We start from the raw sequence: 25,289 nt of genomic DNA on the forward strand, positions 1-25,289 counted from the left end.
CGACTGTTATGTACAGGCCCGCTCTATGCGCGGGCTATCAACCAAAATTTGCCTGGTTATGAAACTGACCACGTTCCTGCTGCTGGTAACCGTCCTGCATGTGAGTGCCGCCGGGTATTCCCAGAAGGTGACTTTAAATGCGAAGAATATGCCCCTGCGGGATGTATTCGCCGAAATCATCACTCAGACTGGTGTCTCGATCATTTATTCGGAAAAGGTGCTTTCCAATACCCTTCCCGTCACTTTCCGCGTAAAGGACGCTTCTGTACAGGAAGTGCTGGACCTCTGCCTTCGCAATCAGCAGGTAATATATGCGCTTGAAGGAAAGAACTTTGTTATTAAAAAGCTGGCCCTTCCGGTTCCGGCGGCCGATTCGCTCATTACCGTCACTGGGATGGTCAGCGCGCCAGGCAATGTGCCGCTGCCCGGTGCTACCATACTGGTGAAAGGTTCGAAGAAAGGTACGCGGACGGACAGCCAGGGGCGTTTTATATTACGCGACCTGCACCCGGGAGATGTACTGGTGATCAGCAATATCGGGTTTGCTACCAAAGAAATACCCGCCGCAGCACAGATCAATCTGCAGCTGGAAGAAGATACCCGCAATTTCAACGAAGTTGTAGTGGTGGGGTATAGCGATAAAAAGAAAAGTGAGCTGACCAGTGCTGTGAGCGTTGTATCGTCTGAGAAACTGAAAGACGTCACTACCAATGATGTGGGCAGTATGCTACAGGGTAAGGTGGCTGGTCTGCAGGTGGTGAACAGCTCGGGCGTGCCTGGTACTGCGGCAGAACTCCGCCTGAGAGGCGTGTCTTCCGTGAATGCGTCTCAAAGCCCGCTGTTTGTTGTAGATGGTATTATTGGCGGTAATTATGACCCCAATGATGTCGAAAGCATCACTGTATTGAAAGACGCAGGCGCTACCGCGATGTACGGCTCCCAAGCCAATGCCGGGGTGATCATCGTTACGACCAAAAAGGCTAAACTGGGTAAGACCCGCTTTGAGGCAAAAGTGACTACAGGCTTTCGTAAACCGGACTTTGGTAAGATGAAGATGATGAACGGTAGTGAGTTGTATGAGCGGCATAAAGAATTCTACAGGGATTATATTCCGGGTACTGACAATAATTCCTATAAGATTGACATCCTTAAGTTTTACAGTGAAAGACCTCAAACCCTGCGTGGTCAGAGTTACAGCTGGCTGAATACCCTGTTTGAAACAGCCCCTATGCAGAATATCTATTTATCAGCCAGTGGCAGTACAGAAAAGAGTGAATACTATACAGGTCTTTCCTACTATAATGAAAAGGGTACTTTCATGAACACAGGATTCCAGCGTATCAACCTGCGCGGAAATTCCACCTATCATTTCTCTAAACATGTGAGTGTCACCAACAATATCAACATCAGCGGATCTACCGGTAAAAGTTATAACTATGATGATGTATACTATGCTTACCTGAACATGCCCTGGGACAATCCCTACGATGCCAGCGGCCAGCCGGTATATGTAGATGGTAACTCAACTTTCAAATGGTGGTCGAGGGATAAGGTAAACCCCATTCATACCATCAAAAACTCGAACCATCCCTACAAGAACTTCGATGTTAATTATGACCTGGGCCTCAATGTAAACATCACAGATTGGCTGTCTTTCTCCAGCAGCAACAGGGCGGCTGTCAGTTACAACAAGGGAACAGATTATTATTCATCCGTAGTAGCCGGACAGTATAGCGGTACCGGTTTCCTGAATGAGCTGAGTACTTTGTCGTACGGCATCATTTCCAATGATCTGTTAAAGTTCAATTTCCGTAAAGGCGATCATACCATCAGTGGTCTGGCTGGTATTGCGATAGAGAACAGTAAAACGGAAATACTGGGCGCCTCAGGTAAAGGACTGCCGGAAGGACTGAAAGTACTGAATGTGGTGTCAAATAACCAGCTGGTAACCGGATCCAATGATCAGGCCATTATACAGTCCTTCATTTCACAGCTCAGTTATGGCTATAGGGATAAATATTTTCTGACCGGGTCTTACCGTGTGGATGGCTCTACGGCATTTCCTTCCAACCGCCGCTACGGTTCCTTCCCGGCAGTATCTGCCGCCTGGCAGATCAGCAATGAGGACTTCCTGGTGGGCAGTAAACTGTTCAGCAATCTGAAACTTAGGGCCAGTTACGGCGTAACCGGTACGCAGGATATAGGCTCTTCCCGTTACCTGGGACTGTACTCACTGAGTAGCCAGTATAATGGTGGCACCGCTGCCACACCTTCACAATTACCCAGTCCTGATCTGACCTGGGAGAGTAAAAGACAGCTGAACCTTGGGCTGGACGTCGGCTTGTTCAACCGCATCAATTTCACGATAGATGCCTATAACAACGTTACCGACAATTTATTGTTGCAGGTGCCACAGCCGCTCTCAGTCGGCTTCGAACAGCGCTGGGAGAATGTGGGCAAGGTTATTAATAACGGGATAGAATTCACTATCAGCACGATCAACATCAAGTCAAACGACTTCGAATGGACAACAGACCTGAATTTCAACTACAATACCAATAAGCTGAAGGAACTGCCTAGCGATATTACCCGCACACAACCTACCTGGAGTATCTCCCAGATATACCGCAATGATGGTAACCTGTATGAGTTTTACATGCCTAAATGGCTCGGGGTGAATAAAGAAACAGGCGCACCGCAATGGGAGGTGATTAACCGCGATGCCAATGGTAAAGAGATCTCACGCAGTGCTACTTCCGATTATGCCAGCGCCACCTACCAGGAAGTGGGTTCTGCATTGCCGAAGCTACAGGGAGGTTTTACCTCGCAATGGACATACAAAAATCTGTCTCTTAGTGTGAATGCTTATTACCTGACGGGCAATAAGGTATTCAGCAACAGCCTGCGCTTTGTGATGAATGATGGTAATGAGCCGTATTACAACCAGATCAAACTGCCTTCCGGGTATAAGATCTGGACACATCCCGGTGATGATGCCACAGAACCTAGTCCGCAGAACGCTGCGAATTCTACAGAAACGTCCACCCGTTACCTGAAAGACGGCGACTTCCTGGCGATCCGTAACATTTCACTGTCTTACAAGCTGCCGAAGCTATGGGTAAACCGCTGGCATATGGATGGAGTAACGCTTTCCCTGACGGCAGACAATGTATATACGTTCACAAAGTTCCTCGGACAGGACCCTGCTACCACTATTACCTCCGGCAGTTACGTAATGCCTGGTGTATCGGATTTCAAGTATCCGAACAATCGCCAGTATCTGTTTAACATCAATATCAGGTTCTAGTAAACTATCAGCCATGACAACAAGATTTCTCCTTATCATACTTACATTCCCCTTACTGTTCGGCAGTTGCCTGAAAGATATCAGTCCCAGCGACTCGCTGACGCCGGGCACCCTGACGCAAACGACACAGGGGCTGAAGCAGGCCCTGAACGGCGCGTATGCGCTGTTCAAGGATCATGTGGAGTTCAACGGGACGACAGACCTGAACAATATGTACCTAAGGCAGTATTTCCAGATGAGTGATTTCGCCAGTGATGATATTGTCTGCGCGCAAACCACTACTGATCCGCTGTATTATAGTTTCTCCCTGAATCATACGCCCACGCAGACGAACAGCCGTTATTTCTGGTATATCTCGTACAAGATCATCAATGATGTGAATACGGTGATAGAAGCGGCTGAAGCTATTCAGAATCCGGATGCAACAGTGAGACAGCTGATAGGGGAGTGTTATTTCCTGAGAGCGTTCTGTCATTTCAATCTGGCGAAGTTCTATGCACGTCCCTATACAGAAGATGCGGCAGCGGCAGGCATTATTCTCCGCACATCTACCAGCGATCCTGCATCCAGGGCCCGGTCAACCGTTGCGGATGTATACGCCGCTATCATTGCTGATGCGGCAAAAGGTGCCGAGTTGATGGGACAACCACGCGGTGTGCAGTATGCTTCCCAGGAGGCGGCCTGGGCATTGTTGTCGCGGGCGTACCTCTATAAAGGAGACAACGACAGCACTATTTACTATAGCAATAAAGTGATCAATTCCGGCAGGTTCACGCTGACAACTGCTGATGGGTTTAAATCTATGTTTGCCAATGCAGGAGGAAGCACGGAAACCATCCTTTGTGTAGCGTTTACAACGGTGGATGATTATGGCAAGGCAGGTTCCATTGCCTCTATGATCTATTCTGATGGTAATTCCGGCTGGGGAGAAGAATTCGCATCACAATCGCTGCGCGATACGATGTCTGCTCATCCGGAAGATGTACGCTGGTCGTATATCGTACCACTGAAAGACGGCTCCGGAAATCTGCAGAAAAAGAACGGCATTGAAACTTATTATATCACCAAGTTCTCCGGCCAGGGAGGCAGTCCTACGCTGAGTTCTCCGATAATGTTCCGGCTCGCCGAGATGTATCTCAACAAGGCCGAGGCAGAAGCGAAGGCAGGCAATACTGCTGCTGCGCTGGCAGATGTGGACATGATCAGGAAGAACAGGGGATTGGCGGGAGCGTTGTACAACGGACAGCTGCCTGCGGGTAAAACGGCGCTGGAAACGGTGCTGAAAGAAAGAAGGATAGAGCTGGCCTTTGAAGGGCATCGCACCTTTGATGTGTACCGCAATAAACTGTCTATGAACAGAACCTACTGGGGCTATCATTTACCGGGACTGAAGGAGTCTGATATAGACCTCAGTAAGAAGCCGGCGGGATATGAGAATATGATCATCAGTCCGGACAATAAACGGGTGGTCTATTACATTCCGATCGATGAGATCCAGACCAACAAACTGTGTTCACAGAATCCTTAATTCATCTCCGTAAAGCCTGATCACTATGCGTTCATTCAGATATATCTTCTTCATTATGGCAGCAGCACTTATCAGTGGTTGCAGCGACGATAAAGTAACACCCGATGCTGATGTGTTTTATGAGGTCAGCATCAATGGTAATGATGTCACCTTCACTAACAAGACCAGCGGCGCCGTGTCTTACAAATGGGATTTCGGGGATGGGACCACTTCAGAAGAGGAAAGCCCGGTACATACCTATCCCGGCAAAGGCAAATATGTACCTACTTTGTATGCCACCACGAAAGATGGAAAGGTGACGGAAGGTTCGACGGTGTTGTATATTGCCAAAACATCTCCTGTAAAACTGGATGATAATTCCCTGGCAGACTGGGAAACGGTGACGGATTATGACATTACTCCGGGTGCAGGGGAAACGTATTTTAAGCGGGCAAAATTCGATTATGACGCCTCCTACGTCTATGTGTACCTGGAAGTGAATTCAAAGGCAGAAAATGCCGATATATACGATTTTTATATGGACACAGACAACAATGCAGGAACGGGACTGCTGACCGGTACTTTCCCGGAGGGCGGTTATGATGTATTGCTGGAGGGAGCGGTGCTGGCCAACTGGTTTGATGCATTCTATCACAAAGGTGCGCAGAATGCCTTTACTTTTGACGCCTCGGGAGTGACGGAGTTTTATACGCCGGGCACACAGCAGCAGGACGGCGGCGTGCTGAAGTTTGAGTTGCGTCTATCCCGTGCGAAGCTCAAAGGACTGGCAGCTACGACGGCCCTGCGTATTGGCATAGAAGCAACGAAAGGCGACTGGTCGGCCACACTGGGCGACATACCCGATAAGGGGCAGTCTTCGGTGCTCATCAATTTTGAATAATAAGTGACTTGTTACATTAACCCAACAAAATAATGGAAAAACAGACCGGCCGTTTATTATCGCTGGATGTCATGCGTGGCGTGATCATGATATTACTGGCGGGCGAAAGTTGCCGGGTATATGAGTCGATCAGCGAGTGGCACGACAATGCTTTTATACGGCAATTCTTTCATCATCCCTGGCATGGTTTGCGTTTCTGGGACCTGGTGCAACCGGCCTTCATGTTCATGGCGGGTACGGCGATGTATATATCCTATGAGAGCAAGCGCCGGAAGGGCATCAGCTGGGAACGGAATTTCAAACATATCGCTATACGCAGTGCGAAGCTCTTCCTGCTGGGAACGGGCCTGCACTGCGTATATGCAGGCAAACTGGTGTGGGAGCTGTGGAACGTGCTGACGCAATTGTCCATAACGGGGCTTATTGCGTACCTGGTGATCGGGCGTTCCTATACTTTCCAGGTGTGTACCGGAATACTGCTGATCGTGCTGAACGACACCCTGTACCGTACTATACTGGTACCTGGTTATGACCAGCCTTTTGTTGAACATCACAATTTCGGCGCCTATATGGATACCCTGCTCATGGGCAAGATCAATACAGATGGCTGGGTGGCTATCAACATCATTCCTACGGCTGCACATACGGTATGGGGCGTAACCGCAGGTAAGTTATTATCGTCTACCCTGGATGGCAGGCGTAAAGTGGGCATACTCGCCATTGCCGGGGTGATATTGCTTTGTCTCGGATTTGGGGCGGATCTGTCGGGGCTGTCGCCTATCATCAAAAGGATCAGTACTGCAGGGTTTGTACTGGCATCGGCCGGCTGGGTATTGCTCATACTGTCCTTACTTTACTGGTGGATAGACGTACAGGATCATCAGCGGTATACATGGATAGCCGTAGTAGTTGGTATGAACGCTATATTTATCTACCTGTTCTTTGAGACAGTGGGTGCACAATGGCTGAACGGCGTGGTAGGCATCTTCGTACCATGGCACATAGCGGCGGCGCTGGTAACCTGGGCCCTGGAGTGGTACCTGTGCTACTGGCTCTATAAAAGGAAGATCTTCTTCAAATTGTAAAGCTCATAACAATTTCTTAACCTTAGTTGCTGACGGTAAGCAGTTCGTCCTGCAGTTCTTCTCTTAAACAAGACTGCGAAGATGAAGCGTATCTATGCAATGGCAGGAGGGCTGCTGTTAACATTGTCAGCCGCCGCACAACAGACAGGTCATGTCGTATTGATCACTATTGACGGATTCCGTCCTGACTTCTACCAGGAAGCATCCTGGGGAATGAATAATCTCCGGATGATGAAGGAGAACGGCGTATCTGCTGATGGGGTGAACTGTGTGTTTCCGAGTGTGACCTATCCTGATCATACTACCATCATTACGGGCGTAAAACCGGCTAAACACGGTATTTATTATAATGCGCCTTTTGAAGAAGGGAAGGCCAGCGGTGTATGGTACTTCTACTATAACGGGATAAAAGCACCTACCTTATATGACGCGGTACATAAGGCCGGTAAAACCAATGCCAATGTGATCTGGCCGGTGACTGTCGGCGGACCGATAGATTATAATGTGCCGGATATCTGGCCGATAGGGAAGTCGACCGACAGGAGGGACGCAACAGCCAAAGCAACAACACCTGTGGGTCTCTGGCAGGAGTTGGAGGATAATGCTACCGGTAAGCTGGGACCAGACGATTTTGCCATGGTAAGGGAAGAGCTGGTGATGGATGAGAATGTGGCAAGAATGGGCGCTTATATTATTACAAAATACAAACCCACTTTCACAACCTTACACCTCGCCTGTACTGATCACTATGAGCATATGCAGGGCAGGGACGGCTTATTGGTAAGGAAGTCTGTAGCCGGTGCCGACAGAGCTATCGGTACTATCCTGGAAGCATTGATCAGGGCTGGTATTAAGGATAGCACCACCATCATTGTAACAGGTGATCATGGGTTTGTGGACATTCAGCAGTCATTCTCTCCGAATGTATTACTGGCTGAAGCGGGACTGATCACTGATATAGACAGTGGTAACTGGAAGGCGAGGTTCCATTCGGCGGGCGGTTCTGCTTTCCTGCATCTGAAAGATAAGCAGGATAAGGCCTCATTGGAAAAAGTAAAGGAGATTCTGGCGCATTTACCGGCTGATCAGCAAAAACTGTTTAAAATAATTGACCGTAAGCAACTGGACGCCATCGGTGCAGATCCTAATGCAGCACTGGCACTAGCAGCAGCACCGGGTACTACTATTGGCGGCGGTGTGAAGGGATCTGTTGTAAAGGCTGCGAAAGGCGGTACACATGGTTTTTATCCGGACTTTAAAGAGATTCAAACAGGTTTTGTAGCATATGGCGCCGGTATAGCAAAAGGGAATACAGTGAAGGAGATGGACCTGACAGATGTGGCGCCTGTTATTGCAAAGTTGTTGGGATTGTCATTTAACACTGCCGACGGACATATTCCGGCGGGTGTACTGAAATAAAGCAACCTACTATCTATGAAATACCCATGTAAAAAGAAGCCATTAAGTCCTGTACAGGATTTAATGGCTTCTTAAGTTTGTGTCTTTGTCCGGATCAGGACTGCTGATTGTTAACACCCAGCATCCAGTCAACGCCATACTTGTCGGTCAGCATACCGAAAAGCGGTGACCAGAAAGTAGATGCCAGTGGCATGGTGATTTTGCCGCCTTCAGACAGGCCATTAAAGAATTTCTTTGTTTCCTCTTCGGATGATGCACTGACGGAGATAGCGAAGTTATTACCAATGGTAACTTCCCCCATTCCGGAATCACTGCCCATCAGCAGGTCGCCATCTTTGCCGATAGGCAGTGCCACATGCATGATTTTGTTCTCATCGCCGACAGGACATTCATGCCCGGGAATGTCTTTGAATTTTGAAATCATTTGGAATTCTACGCCAAACACAGACTTGTAAAAATTGAATGCTTCCTCACAGTTGCCATTGAAGATCAGATAAGGGTTAAGTGCAGCCATATCAGTTTTTTTGAGTGTTAGAGAATACCTCGTTTTAGTGTTAAGGAATAATTCAAAGTTAGCTGGATAATCAGATCCCCAGGGTGGTTATATCAGACAACTAAAGGGGGGAATTGCGTCATTAACATAAATGTCATGACCTGTCCCAGAATGCAGGAGGTTCGATACCTAATGCGCGCAGGTATACATATCCCTGTGCCCTGTGATGGATCTCGTTATCGATAAAGTAAAACAGGAGGAACTGGATGGTGCCTTCCCATTGTCCGAAGGCGAGGTCAACTTCATGGAATCTTTCTGGTTTGATCTGTGGCCATAAACGATTAATCTTCTCCGTTACTTCGTCCCACATATACAATAAGGCTTCTTTGGTCTGCGGAGTGGACTTCTTTTCCTGCTCTCCATATGGTAGCCATTGGCCTGTAACGATGCCGTCCATGCCAGGATTTCCCATGTTAATCATTTCGAGGGCCAGTTCGGCAAATGGACGCATGCCGCCTACAGAGAAAGTAAAAAGCTCAGTTTCCGGGAAGGCTTCGATCACTTTGCGGGTGACCCGGCGATGCCCCTGCCAATGCTCAAGAAGTTCTTCGGGGGTAATTACTGTTGCTAAAGCGGTCATTTGCTGTGTCATGTTCAGATGGGTTTAAAGGTGAGTAATTTGCTTACAGTACAAAGTAAATTATGCGGAGTGACAACCCTATGTCAGTATCATTTCAGGGCGTTAAAAAAAAACACAAATTACCCCTGACAGGTTCACACGGGCAGGAACAAAGGTGAAAAGCAGGGCATATTGATTATAGCCGTTGATTATAAATGTGTTGGATAAATGTTTGTGGTCAAACGCCGTAAATAGTGCTTATAAAAGTAATGTGGATAACTTATGTTGTGGATAACTTTTGCTAAATTTTTTTAACATTTCGTTAGCTGTTAAAAGACTGACTATCAAATTCCATTACCAGAGTCCGCCTTGTTGGTATCCCTGATGGACATCCCTGCCCCGGGTACGTATTTTTAATATTTTCATATTATTTATACTTTTAATCTTAAAATAGTAATATTTTTTCGCTATACCACATATGCCTATGGAGACTATTTATACTTCCCATCATGTTGTTGCGGGAAAGGTTGAAGGGGCTTTTTCAAACACAAAAACATTGTATGTCAGCTAACTGGTAATGCCCCTGGTTTTAACTGTTACTGACCATTCACGAAATCCCTATTGATGAAAAAGCTTCTAATACTACTATGCCTGTCATTGTGTTGTGCTTTCGGGACCTTGCATGCACAGACAGTGTACGTGAACATACCGGATACCGTGTGTATGTCCAGAACCAACGCTACTGCCAATCAGATCAAGTTCACCAGTGTGAACGCCATGGTAGAAGGCGCTGGGTTAGCCATCCCCCAAAAGGCCGACTGGACCATCACATCTCCTAACAATACCGAAGCGGACTACGAGATCCTCTATACGGAGAATCCTGCCGCAACCAAAGCTGGCAAGCTGACGAACTCGAAAGCACTGACGCTGCAGTTCCTTGTACCGGGCGATTATACATTTAACATCAAGCTTTATTATAAAGGAGCAGATAGTGTATTGAGAACGGTGACGCGTACAGTGAAAATGTATGCTGCGGATTGTACCATCAGTACCTGTGGTGACGGTGGAGCGACCATGGCGGGATTTTCAGAGAACTTCGGCAGCATGCCTGATGGTGTGAACCGCAGGAATTATCCTGTGGATGGTGTCGTATTATATAATTATCAGCCTACCGGCGATCTTAATAATGATAGTTACGCCATCACTAACAGTCCTTCTTTTGCGAGGAGTGAGTGGGTATCCACGACGTCAGATCACACCGGCGGTTACCGCGGTGCAATGCTGGTAGCTAATTCAGCTGTTACTCCTCAGCAGTTCTATAAAAAAACAGTAACAGGTCTTTGCCCTGGTTCTGTATATAATTTCAGTGCCTGGTTAATGAACGTCAGTTCTGCCAATGCATTCAACAACACTTGCCGAAGCGGTTATCAATACGCAGGAGTCACCTTTACGGTGGTGGATGCAGCCAATCCGGCAAGGGTCCTGAATTCATTCAGGACTTATTCCGTTTCAATGATGCTGGGTATTGCAGGACCAACCTGGCAACGATATGGCGGAACATTCGTCGTTCCTTCCGATGTGGATGAGGTAACCGTATATGTGACAAATAATAAACCGGGAGGTTGTGGTAACGATATCGCCATAGACGATATCGAATTTTCTTATTGTAGCCCAAGTATTGTTGCTACGATAGATGGTGATGGTGAAACACTCCAGGAAGTACTATGTGAAGGAGCACCGATCACCTTATCAGCCTCCTACCAGCCACTCGGGTATTTCGTTGACCCTGTCTATCAATGGCAGATGAGTGATGATGAAGGCCGTACATGGATAAATGTTCCTTATGGCACCGGCAACGCCCCCAACCTGGTGATAGGACCGGGTGAACTGAAAGGTACACGTAAAGTAGCATCAGATTACCTGTTCCAGGTACTTATATATGAAAGAGGTAGTGACTCTACTACCTGTTCTTCTCCGTCATCCCAGATCAGGTTGACGATATTGCCAATGCCGACGCTCAATCTGACGCAGAGTGAGGTATGCTCTGGTACCTACGTGGAACTGGAAGCTTCCGGCGGTTTTGATTATTACACCTGGAAAGATCTGCCTGGTTATACAGATACCAAACGTACTATACAGGTAGATAAGGATACTGTTATTACTGTATATGGATATGTGGAGTATGCCGACGGGCATACGTGTATGGACGAGAACAGTACGCAGATCAAAATGGTACGCTCTCCAAGGGTAGATGTGGCTGTTTCTGACGCCAGCGTCTGCGTGGGTGAATCCATTAACCTGAAGATCAACGATGTTCTGACTGGTTATACCATTAACTGGTTCAGAGGTCCGGATGCAAGTGGTAACAAGATACCAATGCCGGAATACGATAATATGGTAGAAGCGTCCCAGATCCAGATCGTCGGCCTGGCTGATACTGTGTTCTCCGTGACGGTAAAAGATCTTGCGAACGTCTGTGAGGCGACTTCTGCTCCGGTTATAATTGATGTCAGCGCTACACCAAGCACAAAACTGAAACCTAACCAGAACATATACTGTGCGTCCGCTAATCCGACCGGTAATTTTACCGTGGAAGTAGATAAAATTACTGGCGCAACAGGTACCTGGAGAGTGGAAGATGTGTATGGTCCTGCTGTTACCGATGATGTGATCGATAATTATGTAAAGATCCTGCTGCCTTCCGCTGAGCGTACAAGAGTAACGCTGAAGAGACCAGGTACTTCCGTAGTATTGTCATGGACGGTGCGAAGCCCGGCAAATGCAAATTGTGCCACTACCATACTGGATACGCTGCACCTTCTCGTAGATCCTACGTATAGTAACGCGGGTAAGGACACTACCCAATGTGGAACAGATAATATCTTTATCATGAATGCCAGCCAGCCACTTGCTGATACGGTGGCTTCCGGCCCGGCAGCAGAAAAAGGTATCTGGAAGCTGGTGTCCGGTAATGCTACGATCGCTTATGACACTGCTTACAATACAGCCGTAACAGCGCTTGATAATGAGGGCGATATCGTGCTCACCTGGAGCATTACAAATGCCGGTGGATGTATTGCCAACATCGATACTGTTGTACTTCATAAAATAGGTAAGCCGGTGATCAACCTGGTGACGCCTGTTATATCATGTAGCAGTAAGGGCTCCTTTATATTAGATACATTATCTACTAAAGGAACACCTACCTTATATTCTATTACCCCCGGCACATCACCGATGCCAGGTTTTGTAAATATTATTGACCAGCCGCTGGTGTGGCCGCTGACAGTTCCATACCCTGCTACCACAGCTCCGGGTGTGTATACTTTCAACCTGAGCTACAAAACAGCGAAAGCCGGTTGTGATTCTACCATTCCGTTCACCGTGAATGTATCGTCTGCGCCAACAGCGCCTACCGGTATTACCGCAAGTGCTACCAACATCTGTGGTGCAGGTAATACTGTTACGCTGACCGTCAACGGCGGTAGTCTTGGTCTGCAGTCAGACAAGGTAACACCTAACGGCGTATGGGCATGGTATGCAGGCGGTTGTGGTACTGGTACCCGTCTTGCTACAGGTGCATCTGTTACCCTGCCACTGAGTGCTACCACCACTTATTATGTAAGGGCAGAAAGCCTTGGCGGCTGTGATACGACCGTCTGTGTAAGCAGACAGGTAACCTTCACCCCAATGCCTGCAGCTGTAAGCGCCGGTGCTGACCAGTCTAACTGTAACAGTACGGCCTTCACCATGGCAGCCAGCGATCCTGCACCGGGTACGGGAGCATGGAGCCTGCCTACAGGCACTACCGCCACGATCACTGCGGGTCAGGTGAACAGCAGAACTGCGCTGATCAATGTACCACAGGGTACCAGTGTAACAGCTATATGGACCGTAACAAACGGTACCTGTGTGGTGAAAGACACTGCAGTGCTGACCAACTTTGCACCTCCGACAACTGCTAATGCAGGACGTGATTCTATACAATGTGGCAATGCGCAGTTCGTTATGAAGGCGAACGCCGCAACCATAGGTACAGGTACCTGGAGCCTGTCTGCAGGTACTACAGCCAGCATTACCACCGGACAGGAAAACAATCCGGCTGCGACGATCAATGTACCGGCAGGTGTGACCGTGACGGCTACCTGGACTATCAGAAATGGCCTCTGCGTTTCTACAGATAATGTAGTATTAACGAATGCAATACCACCGACGACGGCGAACGCCGGACTGGATCAGGCGAAGTGTGGTGTGAATAATTTTATCATGACTGCTTTGCCGGTAACAGTAGGCACTGGCAAATGGATACTGCCAGCCGGCACGCCCGCTAGCATTCCAGCTGCACAGATCAACAATCCGAATGCAGTGATCAGTGTGCCAGTGGGTGTCAGTGTAGTCGCCACATGGCAGACCACCAATGGTACATGTACAAGTACAGACAATGTAACACTGACTAACTCTGTAATGCCGGCAACGGCCAACGCAGGACCGGACATATCACAATGTAATAACACCGTGTTCACACTTTCTGCCAATGCACCGGGAACCGGTGGTGGTACCGGCAGATGGAGTGTGGTGTCTCCGGCTACTTATGTCCTCCCTGGAGCTGCTGTTAACAATCCGAATGCGGTATTGAGCATTCCGGCGGGTACAGTGGTAGTATTGCGCTGGACCATTAGTAATGGTGGCTGCTCTTCTTCGGATGATGTGACGCTGAGCAACAGCCTTGCGCCAAATCCTGCTGCTGCAGGTCCTGATGAGGTACATTGTAATGCACCGGCCTTCGCACTGACAGCTAATTCAGCTGCGGGCGGCACGGGTACCTGGAGAGTAATATCTCCTGCAACATTTATTTTCCCTTCCGCAGATATAAACAATCCAACAGCTAATATATCAGTACCTGCGGGTACTGTATTGAGGCTGGTATGGACGATCGCGAATGGCGGTTGTACGACCAGTGATACTGTAGTGCTGACCAACTACGCATTGCCGGACGTGGCAAATGCGGGACCAGACCAGTCACAATGTGCGGGCCTTGACTTTAAGATGGCGGGCAACAAACCTACTGTGGCAGGTGCTACCGGTACCTGGACTGTAGTAAGTGGTACTGCAACTATCGCGGCAGGTCAGGCCAATATGGACACAGCACATGTGACATTACCCACCGGCGCGACAGCGGTATTACGCTGGACGATGACGAATGGTACCTGCTCCAATTTTGATGAAGTAACACTGACAAGTATACCTAAACCTACAACTGCCAATGCCGGAGTAGACCAGCAGCATTGCGACAATGCGCTGTTCACGATGGCTGCCAACACACCAGTGACAGGTACTGCTACCTGGAGCCTGCCTGCAGGAAGTTCCGCAAGCATTGCTGCCGGCAATTTCAGTAATCCGGCTGCAGTAGTGACCGTGCCTCCGGGTACTAGCGCTACTATCGCCTGGGTGATCTCAAACAGTACCTGTAACTCGGTGGACAGTATTACGCTCGTCAACAGCGTGATGCCAAACAATGCAACCGCAGGTACGGACCAGGTACATTGTGATGATCCGAATTTCACTATGAATGCCAACACGGCATCTCCGGCTACTGCTGTAGGTACCTGGACAATCGTAGGTGGCGCTACTGCTGTCATTTCCGATATTCATAGTCCTACCGCCAGAGTGACCTTACAGCCAGGTACAACTGCTACCCTCCGCTGGACGATCGCCAACGGTGCCTGTACTTCAACGCCTGATGAAGTTGTGCTGACAAATCAGCCTGCTATTCAGGGTAATACGATCACTGCTGACCAGGTGCTTTGCGCAAGCGATGTTCCTGCAACACTGACTGGCGGTGCAGTAAGCGGTGGCACCGGCTCATTTACCTACCAGTGGCAGATGAGCACTACCAATGCCATCACAGGCTTCGTGAATGTAACCACCGGCACCGGTGGCACGACCGATAGCTATACACCGGCCAGCATCAGCCAGAACACCTGGTTCAGACGTGTGGTAATGTCCGGCGCTTGTACCGGCAATATCAGTAATGCAGTGATGCTGACGCTGATGAGCACTCCGCCGGTAGTAGTATCCGTTCCTGCACCGATCACGGTTGATTGCGTACAGGGTACAGACTACACCACTAAGTTTGGTACACCGGTATTCAGCCACGCTCCTTATAATAATGAACCAATAACAGTTACCAGCGCCGATGTAACTACCACCGTAGATGCATGTACGTTCAGGATAGAGCGTACCTGGACTGCTACTGACCGTTGTGGTCTGAGCGCCCAGGCACAGCAGGTGATCACGGTAACTGATAAAACAGCTCCTGTATTCAATGTAGCTGCTCCGGCTAATGTGACCGTCAACTGCGATGCTATCCCTGCAGCGGTGAACCTCACTGCAACAGACGCCTGCTCTGGTCCGCTCACCGTGACGCCGATAGAAGTACAGGTGAGTCAGCCGGGAGCCTGCCCGAGCAACTACCAGCTGATCCGTAAATGGGTAGCTGTGGATGCCTGCGGTAATGCCAGCGATACCCTGAAACAGATAGTTACTGTTCGCGATATAACGCCGCCGGTGTTCGACGGCACTGCACCAGCCAATATCACAGTAAGTTGTGACCAGGTGCCTGCAGGCGAACCGCTGACGGCTACCGATAACTGTACGCCTGGTACTATTACTGTAACTCCGGTGGATGTACGTAAGACATTGTCAGGCAGCAAGTGTGATGGTAACTATCAGATCGTCCGTACCTGGACAGCAACTGACCTTTGCGGTAACAAAGCTGTGCTGACACAGACGATCACCGTACAGGATAATGTTAAACCGGTATTCTCCATAACCGTACCTCCGGTGATCACCGTGAACTGCGACAGCGTGCCGGATGTAACTGCGGTAACTGCTACAGACAATTGTACGGCTACTGTAAAAGTGAAGGTATCCCAGCGCAAGGAGTTCCTTTCCAGCACCTGTCCAAGTAATTATAGACTGACACGTATATGGACCGCCATTGACAATTGCGGTAATACAGCTACCATGCAACAGGTGATCACTGTACAGGATACGGCAAAACCGGTATTCACATCAGCTGCACCTGCAGATACCACGGTAGATTGTAATGCAGTACCGGAGCCACCGGCGCTGCTGACTGCAACAGATAATTGCGGTGCAGTGAAGGTGACTTACTTACAGGTGCGTGAGACTATCAATGGTGCATGCGCTGGTAATTATCGCCTGATCCGGACATGGACTGCGAAGGATGCCTGCAGCAATACCACTATTGCCCGCCAGGTGATCACCGTAGCAGATACTACCAGACCGAAGATCGATCCGGCTCCGGCAGATGTAACGATCAGTTATGATGAACAGCTTCCTGTTCCGGCTACCCTTTATGCGGTTGACAACTGTGATGTAAACTTCCCTAAGAAGGTCACCATGGTACAGGATCCGTTTGTGGCAGACAAATGCGCAGGATATACCGTTGTAAGAAGATGGAACATCTCTGATGCCTGTGGCAATGCGGCAATAGAACGTGTGCAGACCATTACGGTAAGTCCGGCTCCCAAACCGGAACTGGATCCGAACCTGCCAGCCAACTGTTCTAACAACACGAAATTTGCAGTACTCTTAAAGAATAAAGTAAGCAAGCCGAAGTTCACCCTGGTAAGTGTAGTGCCAGCCACCGCAGTGGCTACCCCACTCACGCAGAGCAGTAATGTATTCGATCTGAACGGCGCTGTTCAGGCCAGCTTTGCGGTGACCAACGGCGTAACCGGTTGTGTGTCAGATACTGTTACCTACGATCTGCAATACATTGAGAAACCGGTGGTTGAACTGGGGCAGGATGTATCTGTATGTGCAGGTGAATCTGTAACACTGGATGCCGGTATCAATAATGCCGGTTATACGATCCGCTGGTCAACAGGTGCTAACACACAGACTATCACGGTAAATACCAGCGGTACTTACAGTGTAACGGTATCCAACGGCGTATGTTCGACTACTGATGAAGTGAAAGTAACAGTAAATAATCCGCCGTTAGTAAACCTGCCAGATACAACCATCTGTGAAGGCTCAAGTGTGAAGCTGAACCTCTACGTTCCTGATGCCACCTATGTGTGGAGCACGGGTGAAACCACTTCTTCAATAGAAGTATATATGGCTGGCACATATGGTGTGGATGTAACATTGAATGGTTGTACCACACACGATGATGTGACAGTGACTGTAGCAACGGCTCCGAATGTTGTAGTGAGCGATGATACGCAGATCTGTCCGGACGAAACAGCCATCCTGACGGTAGCTCCTGATGGAGGTAACGTACGCTGGAATACCGGTGAAACAACCAATGAGATCGTGGTATCAAGACCCGGCGACTACTGGGTAACTGTAACCCGCGGTGGCTGTGTGGTAGAAGATACTGTAAGAGTGACGCTGAAATCGCAACTGGATATCGACATTGGTCCTCAGCGTGATATCTGTATCGGAGGTAGTGTAGTATTGAACGCGGAGCATGCCGATGCAGTATCTTACCTCTGGAATGATGGTGATACCAATCCTGTGAAGGAAGTAAACAAACCAGGTAAATATATTGTCTCTGTGATGGACAGATTCTGTTCTCAGATCACCATGGATAGTGTAAATGTAACAGTAGCAGGCATCCCTGAATTTGACCTGGGCCGCGATACTACGCTGTGTCTGGAGAAAACACTGGTACTGAACGTGAACGCCGGTGCGGGTAACAGCGTCCGCTGGCAGGATGGTGCTACTACCAGCACTTATACGGTGACCAGCACAGGTTATTACACGGTAGTAGTATACAACGATTGCGGATCTGTACAAGACAATATTGCGGTAACTTATAAACCATGTGAGGCGAATCCGCAGTTCCCGACAGCCTTCACGCCTAACGGCGATGGTAAGAACGATGTGTTCAAACCGACAGCAGAAGGTCCGATGTATGATTATGAACTGCGGGTCTTCAACCGCTGGGGCCAGCAGGTCTGCTTCATCAAAGATTACAGGCTTGGATGGGATGGCAGATACTTAGGCAACATGGTGGAAAGTGGCTCTTACATCTGGGTCATCAACTACAAGAAGAAAGTGGGCGGTCCGGTTTCGCAGGTGACAGGACAGATAACAGTAATCAGATAAGAAGTGTAAAGTCCAATAGGCAAAAAGGCGTCCCGGGTTGATCACGGGGCGCCTTTTCATTTGAGGGCCAGGTGTGCTGAGCAACACCTGGCCTTTTTGTTTATTGATTGATCCTGAATTTCTCTGCGGCTCCTATTGTAGTCTTAGTGCAGGTCATACGCGCTACGCCATCTTCTGCTGACAGGTAAGCGCCATTGTTACCTCTGAAGGATACGGTGCCATCTGCATTGGAGATCCAGTCAAACTGCTCCCATGGTCCCAGGGCAGGGCGGTTACAGATCACGGGCAACAGGCCATTTTCGGAGCACACATAGTTACTTTGGTTCCTCAGGGCTACTTTGCCGCCACCTGCATCTACCACTGTAAACTGTTCCCATGACTGTGCCACGGTACGGTTACAGATCATCGGCTGGGTGTTTCCCTCACTGCATACGTACATGTTGTTGAAGCCTTTGATGGTAACGGTTTGTCCGATAGGGATCACGGTGCCACCTGGAATAGTGGGTGTAGGTCGTACTGCTGTCAGGGCTATCTGGCCTTTCAGCATACGGCCGCCGTCACGGGTAAGGCGCAGGTAATAGTCGGCAGAACAGGCCACGCCATCTTCATCCAGGGTCAGGAAATTGGAACCTGCGGGTATCTGGCTGCTATTCTCGGCTGTCTTAGCGATCTGGTTGCCTTCATTGTATTCATCGAACATGGAGATGTAGATACCCTGAACACCCAGTCTGACCATATTGTAAAACTGACGCCACATAAAATCGCCGTGTGCACGTTGTCTTTCCTGCAGATCGCCGGGCAGTATACAGGGCTGATAATCGATGCCGTTGGCTGCACAGTAAGCCAGGTCGGGAGTGTTGACATTATTGTAGAAATTGTCGGCATCTCCGGCATTACCAATGCGGCCCACCATCCAGGGAGAGAGCATGTTAAATGCCTTGTAGGTGTTCAGGAAACCTGGTCTTGAATCGCTGGTCTCATTGCGCCAGTGGGTAGGCACGCCGCCTATTACGTAACAGCCCTGGTTCTTGAACCAGTTGATCACATCCAGGCAGACAGCGGCTGACCAGGGGTGATTATTGTCGTTGAAACCGAAGCCCCAGATGCAGACAACAGGTTTGCCATTCTGCCTGGCATAGGCAGGAGAAGAGGTGTAGGCAGACATCTTGTTGGTCCAGTCTGTCTTTACTTCCGACTGCATATTCGTCCAGCCGCTTACATCATACATGATATAAAACTTACGGCCATATTGTTCGGCAGCTGTTTTGACCTTGGCAGTGATAGCGTCCCTGATAGGGCCTTCCTGACCGTTAGGATTAAAACGCTGTAGGGCTGCTACGTCTATCTCATTTTGTTGCATCCAGCTAAAGTGTGTGTTGATGGTCTGATCGGAGAAGGAGGAGAACAGCTTTGCGGGTTGTCCGTTGTTTAGCGCCGGCCAGGCAGTGGTGTAGGTATTGGTATAATCCCTTACGTCGGGCCATGACTTGATGCCATTGTTGGTGGGAGAAGGCGACTGTGACCAGTTCTGGGTCCAGTGCCACCAGGCATTGATGGGAGAGCCGTCTCCCGTACAGGCAAACCATCCCTGGTAACCTACGGCGATCTTACCTACCACATCCCCGACCGGAGATGCATTGACGTTGGCCAGCCTGTTTTGCTGACCATACAGTTTTTCCGCCTCATTGTTGAGGTCTTTTTTGCTACAGCTGATGGCAAAGAGGAGGGTGACTGCTGCCAGCAGACGATTTGTGAGTTTCATAGTATTTGTTTTGATTAGGAATTACCGGTTGTAATGGACTTTGAGTATAAAGGTTTTAAATGAGTGAACTAAAGTATATGGTTTCTGATAAGAGAGGTGGAACAATAAGATGCGACCATTAAACGAAAGGGCGCCGGCGATTATTGTGAACTTCACAGAGATAAGTTATTCGCCTGCAGTTCAGCAAGAACCGGGTTGAAACACCATTGCAGCCGTTCTACTTTTGGGATGTCTAAACAAAATGTTATGCATCTCCGCAGCGAACCATCGATCCTATATTTCGGCACACCCGTGGTGCTGATCAGCACAGTGAATGAAAACGGTACATATAATCTGGCGCCTATGTCGTCGGTCTTCTGGCTGGGATGGCGCTGTATGCTGGGACTTTCTGCACTCTCTAAAACTACGGAGAACATTCTCCGCACGGGGCAGTGTGTACTGAATCTTCCTTCCATACACCAGGTGGAAGCCGTGAACCTGCTGGCCCGCACCACGGGAAGCCACCCGGTGCCACCGGGTAAGCAACAGAAGGGCTATCGCTTTGAGCAGGATAAGTTCGGAATAGCCGGTTTAACGCCCATTGCAGCTGAAACGGTTGCCGCGCCCCGCGTGCTGGAATGCCCGGTACATATGGAAGCAGTACTGGCAGCTACGCATCATTTAGCAGCAGACAGTGTGGCACAACGAGGAAAGATCGTTACATTTGAAATGCGGATCACCCGGATACACCTGGACGACTCTATTTTAATGGAGGGACAGCAGCATAAGGTAGACCCCGATAAGTGGCGTCCATTGATCATGAGTTTCCAGGAATTCTATGGATTGGGCGGTAAAGTACACCCTTCCACACTGGCGCAGATCCCCGAACATTTATACCGGACGGCTGACATGGAACAGGCCAGAGAATCGTAGTTGGCAGAAATCCCACCCTGATATGTCCAGTCCAGCCATCCTGTAGCTTCTACGACATTGGTACTTTTGAAATAAGATAAAACGGAAACATATGGTGGCAATTGAGCATCTGCTCCAGATCAGGGCAAGCCGGACAAAAGTCTATGAGGCCCTTACCACACAGGAAGGACTGGGAGCTGTATGGACAACAAAGTTGACTGTGAAAGCGGAACCTGGATTTGTAAATGAATTTAACTGGGGGGAAGATTATATTACGAAGATGCAGATCCTGGAGCTGCGTCCCGAAGAGAAAGTGTTGTGGGAATGCACGGACTCCGATCCGGAATGGGTGGGCACTTTCATCTGTTTTAAGATCCTGCCCGGACAAGACGGCGTTACCACGCTTATACTGAAGCATTACAACTGGCAGGAAGTGACAGATTATTACCGCAGCTGCAACTATTACTGGGCCATGTTCCTGCATAGTCTGAAGAAGTATCTCGAAGAAGGCAAAGGCACTCCTTATAGTGAGGATGGGAAATAGACCTTCCGGTCTTCATATTCATTTAACCTGTCATTAACATTACGGCAACATGTAGTTTTGATATTGTGGGATCAAATCTATCAAACCTATATGAAGCTTAATTCTCTGATGACCCGAATCAGTCCGCTCATGGCTGCGGTATTGATGGTGGGTTGCGACAACAACGATTCCACTCCGCCGCCAACTTCCGGCTTTGAGATCAAGACACAATCCGTAACACCTTCACTGGTAAAAACGCTGGCAGGTTTTGAAAACCTGAAGGTTTATCCGCTGATCAGCAGTGATGATAGCCTGGCAGGTTCTCCCGCTTTCCGATATGGTGCACAGCCTGATGGCGCAGGTATGATGAAGAATCCTGGCGGTGAAGGTTATATCATGATCACTAATCACGAGATCCTGTTTTCCGTATCCCGTGTGTACCTGGATAAGAACCTGAAACCAATTAAAGGTGAGTATATCGTAGATGCAGAGGGTGGCCGTATGCGTCTTTGTTCAGCAACCCTGACCACTCAGGAAGAACATGGTTTTTCTAAGTTCCTCACCGCAGGTGAGACTGACGGTGAGTCTATGATCCATGCTATAGATCCAATGGGTGCAGCAGATCTTAAGAAGACCAACCGTACCGTGCCGGCACTTGGTAAATGCAGTGCAGAGAATGCAGTACCGTTATCCAAAAACGCTTTCCCGGGTAAAACTGCCATCTTCATTGGTGAAGATGAAAGCAGCCGTCAGGGTTTAGGACAGGTAAACCTGTATGTATCCAACACTGTGGGTGACCTGCAGAACGGTAAGCTGTACATGCTGCGCCGTGTTGACCAGAACATCGTTGAAACCGATATGGAAGTGGGTAAGGCTTACGATGTTGAGTTTGTAGAATATGAAAATGTAGCTAATAGCACTGGCGCTGAACTGGCTACACAGACAGTTGCCAAAAAAGCGATCCAGTTTGCACGTGTGGAAGACCTGGATTATGGTAAGGGTTCTGTAGAGGCCAACCGCAAGCTGTACTTTACGTCTACCGGTGTAAGCGAGGCTGATAAAATAACGCCGAAAGCAGGACTCACCATGTGGGGCCGCGTGTACGAACTGGTACTGGACGCCAGCAATCCGCTGAAAGGTAAATTAACACCGCTGGTGGATGGTAACGTAGACCCGGGTAACAGCCTGGTAAACCCGGACAATATCTGTGTTACCCAGAACTTCCTGTATATCCAGGAAGACGGCGACTCTTACTATGTAAACAATAAGCATGATGGCCGCATCTGGCAATACAGCCTGGCTACAAAAGCGTTGAAGCCAATGCTGGAAATGGACCACCGCCGCAGCAATGCTGAATTCAATAGTAAGTATAATCCGGGTAATGAAACCCGACTGGGATCATGGGAATATGGTGCTATGTACGATATTTCTGACCTGGTGGGTAAGCCGAATACATTCGTAGTGAACATTCACCCGCATACCTGGGTGGACAATAAGTTTGCCAATGCTGATGGCAGTGGCCTCACTAGCAATAAGGAAGGTGGTCAGACCATTATCGTTACCGGTGTAGAAAAATAAATCATCAGGCAACCATTGATATTGTTGGCAAAGTTTCCCTCTCGCAGGGAAACTTTTGCTATTGTAGCAACATAATATGAAATTCAGGACTTTAGCAATTATTGCAGCTATGATGGGTATCACCATCTGGATAGCCTGCAGTCAACCGGATCATACGCAGGATCTGGATAAAAGCGTACACCAGTGGTTAACCTTACGGATGGATTCTCTGGAAACAGGAGCAGAACAACTGTTGTCGCTCGTAGAAAAGCGTGCGGCTGAACCTGAGCTGCAACAGGCATTTAAGGTGTGCAGGCAAAGGTATAAACAGATGGAATGGTTCAGCGAGTACTATGCGCCGGCCACTTCCCGCCAGCTGAATGGGCCGCCCTTACCCGAGATAGAGATAGAAGAGAATAAAAAAGCAGAACCCGCAGGCTTGCAGGTGATAGAGGAGCTGCTATTCCCATATGACAGTGCTGCAATCGACGACCTTTTAAGACAAGTAAAGGTCTTTAGGTCTGACCTGATACCTTTACGGCATACTATTGAAAATACCGGCTTCGATACAGCCCATATTGTTGATGCCTGTAAACTGGAAATATTCAGGATAGAAGCGTTGGGCATTAGTGGCTTTGACACGCCGTTATCTGGTTGGGGCATTGCGGAAGCCGGTACTACGTTACTTGCAGTGAAGCAGGTCATACAACTGGCGGGAGCACCGGACACTTTATTGAACCGTTTCGACACCGTCATTGCTGCGGGCAGGAAGCCGGTGTCTGACGGTATGTTTGACTACGCCACATATATGGCAGTGTACCTGGACCCGCTGGCGGCTGCCGTGACAGACTGGTTCTTTAATGCAGGTTTAAGGCCGTTAAAGTATCCCGGCGCTTTAAACACCACTTCCCGCACGATGTTTGACAGTGCGTCCTTTAACATCAGTTATTTTGTACATGCCGCAGATGCGTTTCCAACTCCTGAAAAGGTGGCCTTAGGCAAAATGCTATTCTATGATACCCGCCTGGCGGGCAACCAACAGCGGAGCTGCAACAGTTGTCACCAACAGGACAAGGCATTTACAGACGGAATGCCGAAGAATGTAGCATTGAATGGTAAGACTACGATCCTGCGCAACACGCCTACCTTACTGTACGCCGGCCTGCAACAGGCGCAGTTCTATGACATGCGCGCACCGACACTGGAAAACCAGGTGCTGGACGTATTACATAACGAAGCGGAAATGCATTCTTCTGCCGATGCCGTCGTAAAATGGCTGAACGAGGAATTGGAGATAAAAGCGCAGTTTAAAGCCGCTTTCCCGGACATGGAAGATACGATCAGGCCCAGGTACCTGATGCAGTCAATTGCTGCTTATATTCGCCAGTTACACCCTTTCCGCTCAAAGTTCGACCGCTATATGAGAGGGGAGCTAAATGCCATCAATGAAAAGGAGAAGAAGGGCTTCAACCTGTTTATGGGCAAGGGGCGTTGTGCTACCTGTCATTTTCTGCCATTGTTCAACGGTACGGCGGCGCCGGTCTTCGCCACTACAGAGTCTGAAGTGCTCGGTGTGCTGCGGGCGCCGGGAGTACCACAACTGGACCCGGATGAGGGGAGATATGTACATACGAAGATGGATGAACTGAAATATGCTTTTAAGACGCCTACATTACGAAATATTGCCTTGACGGCGCCTTATATGCATAATGGTGCTTTTCGGACACTGGAAGAGGTCATGGAGTTTTATAACAAGGGAGGGGCTGCTGGTTATGGTATTACATTACCGGGACAAACGCTTTCTCCAGATTCTTTGCAGTTATCCGATGAGGAGAAGAAGAACATCATTGCTTTCATGAGGGCGCTTACGGATAATTGAGGTGTACGCTCCCGGCCAGTCCAGATACAATACCTGAGAAATAAGCTCATATCACGGCGATCGGCTCCGCTAGGTGCCGTGTGTTTGTAGCGCGGGGTGCAACCCCGGGGTGTGTTTGTAACCGTGGCGTGACCCGGGGATGAAAACGGAGACCTCGGTGTACCCCCGAAACAAAAAAAAGAGCCCTGAGAACAGGGCTACA

Annotated in this window: 13 protein-coding genes; 10 read left to right on the forward strand and 3 right to left on the reverse strand. The window is 48.9% G+C overall.

Features of this window, described 5'->3' with window-relative positions:
- The first annotated feature begins 58 nt into the window (after positions 1-58).
- The 5 genes from L3C95_RS20110 to L3C95_RS20130 all read left to right on the forward strand — a co-directional run bounded on the left by L3C95_RS20110 (position 59) and on the right by L3C95_RS20130 (position 8,219).
- Positions 59-3,307, forward strand: a complete 3,249-nt coding sequence (locus tag L3C95_RS20110; protein WP_236390371.1) for a SusC/RagA family TonB-linked outer membrane protein — start codon at positions 59-61, stop codon at positions 3,305-3,307.
- A 13-nt stretch (positions 3,308-3,320) separates the two neighbouring features.
- Positions 3,321-4,835, forward strand: a complete 1,515-nt coding sequence (locus L3C95_RS20115; protein WP_236390372.1) for a RagB/SusD family nutrient uptake outer membrane protein — start codon at positions 3,321-3,323, stop codon at positions 4,833-4,835.
- A 25-nt stretch (positions 4,836-4,860) separates the two neighbouring features.
- Complete coding sequence (locus tag L3C95_RS20120) at positions 4,861-5,715, forward strand: PKD domain-containing protein (RefSeq protein WP_236390373.1); 855 nt, start codon at positions 4,861-4,863, stop codon at positions 5,713-5,715.
- Positions 5,716-5,747: 32 nt separating this feature from the next.
- Positions 5,748-6,800, forward strand: a complete 1,053-nt coding sequence (locus tag L3C95_RS20125) for an acyltransferase family protein (RefSeq protein ID WP_236390374.1) — start codon at positions 5,748-5,750, stop codon at positions 6,798-6,800.
- 81 nt (positions 6,801-6,881) lie between these two features.
- The gene (locus L3C95_RS20130) at positions 6,882-8,219 is read left to right on the forward strand and encodes an alkaline phosphatase family protein (protein ID WP_236390375.1); all 1,338 of its coding nucleotides are present in this window, start codon (positions 6,882-6,884) and stop codon (positions 8,217-8,219) included.
- A 94-nt stretch (positions 8,220-8,313) separates the two neighbouring features.
- On the opposite strand, the gene L3C95_RS20135 is transcribed toward L3C95_RS20130, so the two are convergent.
- Together L3C95_RS20135 and L3C95_RS20140 are read right to left on the reverse strand one after the other, a co-directional pair.
- Positions 8,314-8,733 carry a VOC family protein gene (locus L3C95_RS20135; RefSeq protein WP_236390377.1) on the reverse strand — a complete coding sequence of 140 codons (420 nt, stop codon included), beginning with the start codon at positions 8,731-8,733 and terminating at the stop codon, positions 8,314-8,316.
- Between the two features lie 133 nt (positions 8,734-8,866).
- On the reverse strand, positions 8,867-9,364 hold the full coding sequence (locus L3C95_RS20140; RefSeq protein WP_236390379.1) for a DinB family protein: 498 nt from the start codon (positions 9,362-9,364) through the stop codon (positions 8,867-8,869).
- Positions 9,365-9,955: 591 nt separating this feature from the next.
- Between L3C95_RS20140 and L3C95_RS20145 the strand changes: the two genes are divergently transcribed.
- Positions 9,956-18,475 carry a gliding motility-associated C-terminal domain-containing protein gene (locus tag L3C95_RS20145; RefSeq protein ID WP_236390381.1) on the forward strand — a complete coding sequence of 2,840 codons (8,520 nt, stop codon included), beginning with the start codon at positions 9,956-9,958 and terminating at the stop codon, positions 18,473-18,475.
- A 100-nt stretch (positions 18,476-18,575) separates the two neighbouring features.
- On the opposite strand, the gene L3C95_RS20150 is transcribed toward L3C95_RS20145, so the two are convergent.
- Positions 18,576-20,237, reverse strand: a complete 1,662-nt coding sequence (locus L3C95_RS20150; RefSeq protein WP_236390383.1) for a lectin — start codon at positions 20,235-20,237, stop codon at positions 18,576-18,578.
- A gap of 246 nt (positions 20,238-20,483) precedes the next feature.
- Here L3C95_RS20150 and L3C95_RS20155 point away from each other — a divergent pair, with 246 nt between their 5' ends.
- The 4 genes from L3C95_RS20155 to L3C95_RS20170 all read left to right on the forward strand — a co-directional run bounded on the left by L3C95_RS20155 (position 20,484) and on the right by L3C95_RS20170 (position 25,087).
- Positions 20,484-21,149, forward strand: coding sequence for a flavin reductase family protein (locus tag L3C95_RS20155; protein ID WP_236390384.1), 666 nt, complete (start codon positions 20,484-20,486; stop codon positions 21,147-21,149).
- A 91-nt stretch (positions 21,150-21,240) separates the two neighbouring features.
- Positions 21,241-21,672 carry an SRPBCC family protein gene (locus L3C95_RS20160; protein WP_236390385.1) on the forward strand — a complete coding sequence of 144 codons (432 nt, stop codon included), beginning with the start codon at positions 21,241-21,243 and terminating at the stop codon, positions 21,670-21,672.
- 90 nt (positions 21,673-21,762) lie between these two features.
- A complete protein-coding gene (locus L3C95_RS20165; RefSeq protein WP_236390386.1) occupies positions 21,763-23,229 on the forward strand; it encodes a PhoX family protein in 1,467 nt (488 codons plus the stop codon).
- Between the two features lie 76 nt (positions 23,230-23,305).
- Positions 23,306-25,087 carry a cytochrome-c peroxidase gene (locus L3C95_RS20170; protein ID WP_236390387.1) on the forward strand — a complete coding sequence of 594 codons (1,782 nt, stop codon included), beginning with the start codon at positions 23,306-23,308 and terminating at the stop codon, positions 25,085-25,087.
- Positions 25,088-25,289 lie beyond the last annotated feature (202 nt).

This window comes from Chitinophaga filiformis, from assembly GCF_021646545.1.
Classification (GTDB): Bacteria; Bacteroidota; Bacteroidia; order Chitinophagales; family Chitinophagaceae; genus Chitinophaga; species Chitinophaga filiformis_A.

Bases quoted from the DNA above. Each gene is read 5' to 3' on its own strand.
- L3C95_RS20115 (WP_236390372.1), top strand. From the start codon at position 3,321: ATGACAACAAGATTTCTCCTTATCATACTTACATTCCCCTTACTGTTC.
- L3C95_RS20150 (WP_236390383.1), bottom strand. From the start codon at position 20,237: ATGAAACTCACAAATCGTCTGCTGGCAGCAGTCACCCTCCTCTTTGCC.
- L3C95_RS20110 (WP_236390371.1), top strand. From the start codon at position 59: ATGAAACTGACCACGTTCCTGCTGCTGGTAACCGTCCTGCATGTGAGT.
- L3C95_RS20155 (WP_236390384.1), top strand. From the start codon at position 20,484: ATGCATCTCCGCAGCGAACCATCGATCCTATATTTCGGCACACCCGTG.
- L3C95_RS20130 (WP_236390375.1), top strand. From the start codon at position 6,882: ATGAAGCGTATCTATGCAATGGCAGGAGGGCTGCTGTTAACATTGTCA.
- L3C95_RS20140 (WP_236390379.1), bottom strand. From the start codon at position 9,364: ATGACACAGCAAATGACCGCTTTAGCAACAGTAATTACCCCCGAAGAA.
- L3C95_RS20145 (WP_236390381.1), top strand. From the start codon at position 9,956: ATGAAAAAGCTTCTAATACTACTATGCCTGTCATTGTGTTGTGCTTTC.
- L3C95_RS20125 (WP_236390374.1), top strand. From the start codon at position 5,748: ATGGAAAAACAGACCGGCCGTTTATTATCGCTGGATGTCATGCGTGGC.
- L3C95_RS20120 (WP_236390373.1), top strand. From the start codon at position 4,861: ATGCGTTCATTCAGATATATCTTCTTCATTATGGCAGCAGCACTTATC.
- L3C95_RS20160 (WP_236390385.1), top strand. From the start codon at position 21,241: ATGGTGGCAATTGAGCATCTGCTCCAGATCAGGGCAAGCCGGACAAAA.
- L3C95_RS20165 (WP_236390386.1), top strand. From the start codon at position 21,763: ATGAAGCTTAATTCTCTGATGACCCGAATCAGTCCGCTCATGGCTGCG.
- L3C95_RS20135 (WP_236390377.1), bottom strand. From the start codon at position 8,733: ATGGCTGCACTTAACCCTTATCTGATCTTCAATGGCAACTGTGAGGAA.
- L3C95_RS20170 (WP_236390387.1), top strand. From the start codon at position 23,306: ATGAAATTCAGGACTTTAGCAATTATTGCAGCTATGATGGGTATCACC.